Consider the following 6,272-nt stretch of genomic DNA (forward strand, 5'->3'; position numbering starts at 1 on the left):
GGGCGAAGTCATCCCCCCAGCACCTGCCACACCCCCAGGGCGATGAGGAGCAGGCCGGACAGGGGGAGGGCGAACCGGCCCAACAGCCGCCCGGCCACCTTGTCGGCCAGCACCCGGCCCAGGGGCAGGGCAGCCAGGGTAAGTATGAAATTGGCCAGAGAGGCCAGGACCGGACCTACACCGGAGGCCCCGGCGGCCACGCCCACCCCGGCGTTGTTTACCGCCAGGGCGGCGGCCAGAGCCACCCAGCCCAGCAGGCTCTTCCCGGCGGCGGGGGTATCCTCCTGTCCGGTCTCTCCCAGACCCCGCAGCCAGTCCAGCACGAACCACAGCCCGATCCCCGCCAGCACCAGCCCCCCCAGGGCTCCGGCAAAGCTGCGGCCCAGGGTGGCCGCCGCCCCCTCGCCCAGCACCAGGGACAGCCAGGTGATGAGGGTGGTCAGCCCGGCGATCACCAAGGTGTGGGCAGGGGAGGGACGTACCCCCCGTACCGCCCAGCCCATGGCCAGGATCACCGTATCAAAATTACAGGCGGCGGCAAACAGGACCGCCGCCGCCAGCATGGAAAACCACTCCATGGAGCACCTCCTGTTCCGCCCATTCTATTCGGGGTACGAATCAGTGGTGCATGGGGTGGTTTTTTGTGGGGGGCTGTGCTATACTGGCATTTAAGCCAATGACAAGGAGGTCTGTCATGGACAGCAAGGAAGTATTTCTTCAGATTTACCGGGACAACATACACCGGGAGGGCTCCGACGCTCTGCTGGACTACCTGGAGCACAAGAGCGACTTTTTCACCTCTCCCGCCTCCGCCCGGTTCCACGGCTCCTACCCCGGCGGCCTGTGCGAGCACAGCGTCAACGTCTACCGCTGCCTGGAGGCCTATCTGGAGCGGGAACGGGTACGGGAGCTGTATGGCCTGGATTACGCCCCGGAGACGGTTGCCCTGGTCTCCCTCCTCCATGACGTATGCAAAATCGGCTGCTACCGGGGCGGCACCCGCAATGTAAAGGGCCCCGACGGCAAGTGGCAGAGCGTGCCCACCTTCTTCTATGAGGATAATCTTCCCTACGGTCACGGGGAGAAGAGCGTGTACATTCTCTCCGGCTTTTTGCGCCTCACCCGGGAGGAGGCCATGGCCATCCGCTGGCACATGGGCTTCTCCGGCGACGAGGACAAGCGGCTGGTGGGGCAGGCCTTCCAGCAGTATCCTCTGGCCTTCGCCCTCAGCGTGGCGGACATGGAGGCCACCTATTTTCTGGAGAAAGACGAGGCGTAATGGCTGTGGCAAAACGAGAAAACGACCTGGGCCGGGACCCGGTAGGCAAGCTGCTGCTGCGGCTGGCGCTGCCCTCGGTCACCGCCCAACTGGTAAACGCCCTGTACAACATTGTGGACCGGATCTACATCGGCCACATCGAAGGAGTGGGAGACCTGGCCCTTACCGGTCTTGGCGTATGCTTCCCGGTGCTGATGTTCGTCTCCGCCATCTCCGCCCTGGTGGGCATGGGCGGCGGCTCCCGGGCTGTGGTACGGATGGGCGAGGGCAAGGAGGATCAGGCCAACGCCATCCTGGGTAACTGCACCGCCCTGCTCATCGCCCTGTCGGTGCTGGTGACCGCCCTCTTCCTGGCCATCAAGGAGCCTATGCTTCTCCTCTTCGGTGCCACGAAGGAGACCATCGGCTTCGCCACCGACTATCTGACCATCTATCTGTGGGGTACCATTTTTGTGGAGATCTCCCTGGGGCTTAACTTCTTTATCACCTCCCAGGGCTTTTCCACCATCTCCATGGCCACGGTGCTCATCGGCGCGGTGACCAACATCGTGCTGGACCCGGTGTTTATCTTCGGCTTCAACATGGGCGTCAAGGGCGCGGCCCTGGCCACCATCACCGCCCAAGGCGTCTCTGCGGTGTGGGTGCTCCGGTTCCTCACCGGCAAGCGCACCAGGCTGCGGCTGCAAAGTCGGTACTTCCGTATCAATCCCAAGGTACTGGCCCCGGTAGTGGCTCTGGGCGTATCCCCCTTCATCATGAACGCCACTGAGAGCCTGGTAAACGTAGCCTTCAACGCCTCCCTGAAGGCCTACGGCGGCACCTCCGCCGTGGGGGCCATGACCATCTGCTCCAGCGTGCTGCAGATCTTCTTCCTGCTCCTCCAGGGCATCGCCCAGGGGGCCCAGCCCATCATCGGCTTCAACTACGGCGCTGGCAACCTGGACCGGGTGAAGAAGGCTTTCAAGCTGCTGCTGATCAGCGCCTTTACTTTCAGCTGTACCGCCTGCCTGGCTCTGGAGCTCTTCCCCCACGCCTTTGTGATGCTCTTCAACGACAAGCCGGAGCTGGTGGATCTGGCGGTGTGGGCCCTGCGGATCTATGTGTGCGGAATGTTTATGCTGGGGGTCCAGACCTCCTGTCAGCAGACCTTCGTGGCCCTGGGCCAAGCCAAGATCTCCCTGTTTCTGGCCCTGCTGCGGAAGGTCATCCTGCTGCTTCCCCTCATTCTCATCCTGCCCCGGCTCATCACCGGCCACCAGGTCATGGCGGTGTTTCTGGCTGAGCCGGTGGCCGACGTTCTGGCCGCCCTCACCACCGGGTCCATGTTCCTGTGGCGTTTCCCCCGCATTCTGGCCCGCCGCCAGAAGGAACTGGATGCCAAACACGCCTGAACCTAAACAAAAAAAGGACGTATCGCCTTGGCGATACGTCCTTTTTCTATTATTCTTCCTCGGCGGCCTGGAGCTGGCCCGCCTCCCGCAGGGTACGGCGCAGGCGGCTGAGGGTCACCTGGGTCATACCCAGGAAGGAGGCAACGTGCTTCCCGCTGACATGGCGGTGCAGGTCCGGATAGGCCCGCAAAAACCACTGATACCGGTCCATGGCGTCATACTGGTACATGGCGGCCTTCACCTCCCAGTGGCGCTTGAGAGCGTCCAGCAGAAAACAGCTGTACAGGCGATAGAGCTGGGGATATTCCTCCAGCATTTCCAGTACCAGACTCATGGGCAGCTCCAGCACCAGGCTGTCGGTAAGTGCCTCAATGTTGATGGTGGCCGGCTCCCCCAGGGCGATACAGGCCGTGGCCGGGGACCCCGGCTCAAAGGCAAAGCAGTCGGTGATGTCCCGGCCGCCGGCATCCAGAAAATAGCCCCGCAGCAGCCCCTGGACCAAAAAGGTCAGCTTGGTCGGCGTTTCCCCTTCCCGGTAAAGCAGGTGGCCCTTTTTTACGTTCCGCAGTTCGCCCCACTCCGTGAGCCTCTGGATGAGGGACTGGTCCGACAGTCCGAACAGGTGATGGTAAAGTTCTGGCAGATCCATCTCTCACCCTCCCAACACAAAATATTAGTGTTTTATTTTATCATATTTTGCGTGGTTTCTACATTATCCCAGGTTAATTCCTATGAAATTGTTGTCCAAATACCGGCAGATACCGGGTCACACCCGGGGGGTCAGCCCGGCCAGACGGCAGAGAATGGCTGCCGTCTCCGCCCGGCTGATATTGGTATTGCCGTGGAAGCTTCCATTGTTATCTCCCTCCACGATGCCGGCCCGGTACCACAGGTAAACCACGGGGCCGTAGGGATCGGTCTCCTGTACATCGGGGACCTCACCGTTGAACACCACCTTGATGACCTCCTTCTCCTCCGAAGGCACCGCCCGGTCCAGCAGGTTCACCATCTGGAAGCGGGTGGCCTTGTTCAGCATGGTGGACAGCGGTACCTCACTGGTGGTAAACAGGCCGTTTTCAATGCAGTATTGATAGGCACCCAGGTACCAGGCGCCGTCGGAGGTGGGAACGCTCTCCCCCTGGCGCTCGGCGTACAGCCGGGCGGTGAGGGTGACCACCTCGGCCACGGTGAGGGTGGCGTTGGGGCTGAACTTATCGCCGCCGGTGCCCTTCATCAGGCCGGCCTGGGCGGCCTTCACCGCATAGTCGGCGTACCACTGGTTGGCGGGCACGTCGCTGAAGGAGAAGTCGCCGTTCTCACCGTCGCCGGGATCGGGGGTGGGGTCGGGATCAGGATAGGGATCGGGGTCGGGATTAGGGTCAGGGTCAGGATCAGGCTGCTGTCCGCCGCCCTCCCCAACGGGATAGGAGTGGACCCCGGAGCTGTCCAGCACATAGAACACGGGGGTGGAATCGTGGGTGGAGTACCACACCACCTTGCCGTTGTAGCTGATGGGATGGCAGCGGGACATCTGCACGCCGTCAGCGGTCTTGATGTCGGAGACGGTGCCGTCGGCGGAATAGGTAGCATACTGGATGCTTTCCTTATTGTAATAGTAGCCGTTATCCCACTTCTCAGCCAACTGCCACAGGATGTAGCCGCCGTCCGGACCGGTGGGAACCAGCACAGGCTGAGAGCCGTACAGCTCGGAGTCGCTGGGCCAGGAGGTAAGCTGACGCACGGTGGTGCCGTTGGAGGAGACGTCATCCTTGCTGGTATAGCTCAGGAAGATGTTCATGGGGTCTTGTCCGATGGTGGAAGCCGAGCCCTTACCGGTGCTGCTGTAGGCGGCCAGGTAGCCGGAGGAGGTCTCCGCCAGGTCGGTCACATTGGCGCCGGTGGTATTCTCGCCCAGCCTGCCGGACCAGGTGGTCAGGTTGAAGGTTTTGCAGCCGTTGGCGAAGGTGTCGCTCCCCGCCTTGTTGTCGTAAATGGACAGACAGGCCCCTCTGGGGTAGGCGTCGCCGTGGTCCAGAGCCACCAGCCGTCCCTGGCTGTCCACCAGAATAAACTGGTTAAAGGAGTGGGACACATAGCCCTTGTTGGCCACCACGTCGTGATAGCCGTCGGTGATGGTCATATCGGACTCACGCACCGAGAAGGTCAGATTGGCCTGGTGGTTCAGCCCGTCGCCGGACTGGTACATCTCATGGCTGGTACGCACATAGAGGTAGCCGTTGTACTCGTCGCACCGCAGGCTGCGGCATCAAAGGGGATGGTGGTGTTGGCCCCCCGCAGGCTGGCCTGGCCCAGGCGGTTCCAGTCCTTGTCGTACTTCACCACCCGGATGACCTCGGCGTTGTCGTCCTCACTGGGGTTCTCCTGGCCGAAAATCACAAAGTTGTAGTCCTCACCGGCATAGAAGCCGCCCCACAGGTCCAGCTCCATATCCAGATCCACCGAGGAGATCAGCTGGAAGTTGCTGTCGTAGGTCTCGGCCACCAGCCGGGGATAGGCGCTCCATTTCATAAAATTTCCCTGGGCATCGACGATTTTGACACCCTCGAAATTTTCCACCCGCACCAGGTTGTCGCCGTCCTGGTACAGGTAGGCGTCAATGGGCACCGCCCAGTTGCCGTTGTAGGTGCCACCGGCAATGGTGGATTTCAGGGGCGTCGGTTCTGCGGCCCAGGCCGCCGGCAGCATGGATATTGCCATGGCCAGAACACACAGACAGGAAAGCAGGCGGAAAGATCGTCTTTTCATTGCGCATTCTCCTTCTCTTGATTTGGGATTTTGCAGGGGCTTTGTCTGTTAGTGTGTGGAACCGGCAGCCCGGTTTTAAAGCCGGACAAACTTTTTTATCTTTTTTCAAGTGCCGCATCCCGGCCGCTATGCGTTTACGGTGACCTGGAAAGACACGTTGTCGGTGAAGGTCAGCACACCCTCCTGACTATCCACGCGCAAGGTGACTACGCCGCTGATGGTGGCTGTGCCCGGGGCGTTGGCAGTGAGCTGACAGCTGGTGGGCTCCTGGTCGCCCACCGTCACCACCGATGGATTGCTGCTGCTCCACACGGTAGAGGCGATGGTAAAGTTGGTATACAGGGAATAGGAGGAAAATCCGTGATACCGGCTCTGCCCCACACTGAGGTTGATGCCGTCCAACTGGTAGTCCCAGGGCACTTCATTCTTGGCCTGCACGGTAATGGTATAGTGGACGTTGGGTTCCCGGGGGTTGACAGCCGTCAGCACCACCGTGCCGGGGGACAGGATGGTAAACCAGCCGGAGCTGTCAATGGGCGCCACACTGGAATTGGAGGAGCTGTAGGTCAACCCCGCCGGCAGACCGGCGTCAGAGGGATTCAGATTTCCCCACTGTCCTCCAAAGCTGTAGCCGCGCCCCAGCTCAGCGCTCATGCTCCGGTTCTCCACCACCGGGGTCACCGGGGTTGGTGTAGGCGTGGGGGTTGGTCTGGGTGTTGCCGTGGGACTGGGAGTAACCGACGGTGTGACCGAGGGCGTGGGGCTTGGGGTGGCTGACGGCGTGACCGTGGGCGTGGGACTGGGGGTGGCCGACGGCGTAGCTGTGGGAGTGGGGG

General features: G+C 61.7%; 7 protein-coding genes and 1 pseudogene. 2 read left to right on the top strand and 6 right to left on the bottom strand.

The window, feature by feature from the left end:
• Positions 1-8: 8 nt before the first annotated feature.
• Positions 9-578, bottom strand: a complete 570-nt coding sequence (locus tag B5F94_RS12575; RefSeq protein WP_087272831.1) for a sporulation protein — start codon at positions 576-578, stop codon at positions 9-11.
• Between the two features lie 116 nt (positions 579-694).
• Here B5F94_RS12575 and B5F94_RS12580 point away from each other — a divergent pair, with 116 nt between their 5' ends.
• Together B5F94_RS12580 and B5F94_RS12585 are read left to right on the top strand one after the other, a co-directional pair.
• Entirely contained in the window at positions 695-1,279 is a 585-nt protein-coding gene (locus B5F94_RS12580) for a hydrolase (protein WP_087188932.1), read from the top strand.
• Positions 1,279-2,670: an MATE family efflux transporter gene (locus B5F94_RS12585; RefSeq protein WP_087330571.1), complete on the top strand. Its 1,392-nt coding sequence runs from the start codon at positions 1,279-1,281 to the stop codon at positions 2,668-2,670. The genes B5F94_RS12580 and B5F94_RS12585 overlap by 1 nt, the downstream gene beginning before the upstream one ends.
• A 49-nt stretch (positions 2,671-2,719) precedes the next feature.
• On the opposite strand, the gene B5F94_RS12590 is transcribed toward B5F94_RS12585, so the two are convergent.
• The 5 genes and pseudogenes from B5F94_RS12590 to B5F94_RS16500 form a co-directional block, all read right to left on the bottom strand.
• Positions 2,720-3,319, bottom strand: a complete 600-nt coding sequence (locus B5F94_RS12590; protein ID WP_087188934.1) for a Crp/Fnr family transcriptional regulator — start codon at positions 3,317-3,319, stop codon at positions 2,720-2,722.
• Between the two features lie 117 nt (positions 3,320-3,436).
• On the bottom strand, positions 3,437-4,894 hold the full coding sequence (locus B5F94_RS12595; RefSeq protein WP_143383303.1) for an S-layer homology domain-containing protein: 1,458 nt from the start codon (positions 4,892-4,894) through the stop codon (positions 3,437-3,439).
• Positions 4,852-5,436, bottom strand: coding sequence for a hypothetical protein (locus B5F94_RS12600; protein WP_087330575.1), 585 nt, complete (start codon positions 5,434-5,436; stop codon positions 4,852-4,854). The genes B5F94_RS12595 and B5F94_RS12600 overlap by 43 nt, the downstream gene beginning before the upstream one ends.
• A 126-nt stretch (positions 5,437-5,562) precedes the next feature.
• Entirely contained in the window at positions 5,563-6,090 is a 528-nt protein-coding gene (locus B5F94_RS12605; protein ID WP_087330576.1) for an Ig-like domain-containing protein, read from the bottom strand.
• Positions 6,080-6,272 (bottom strand): annotated as a pseudogene (locus B5F94_RS16500) (hypothetical protein); the annotation flags it as partial. The pseudogene B5F94_RS16500 and the gene B5F94_RS12605, both read right to left, overlap by 11 nt.

The organism is Flavonifractor sp. An4 (assembly GCF_002161755.1).
Lineage (GTDB): Bacteria > Bacillota > Clostridia > Oscillospirales > Oscillospiraceae > Flavonifractor > Flavonifractor avicola.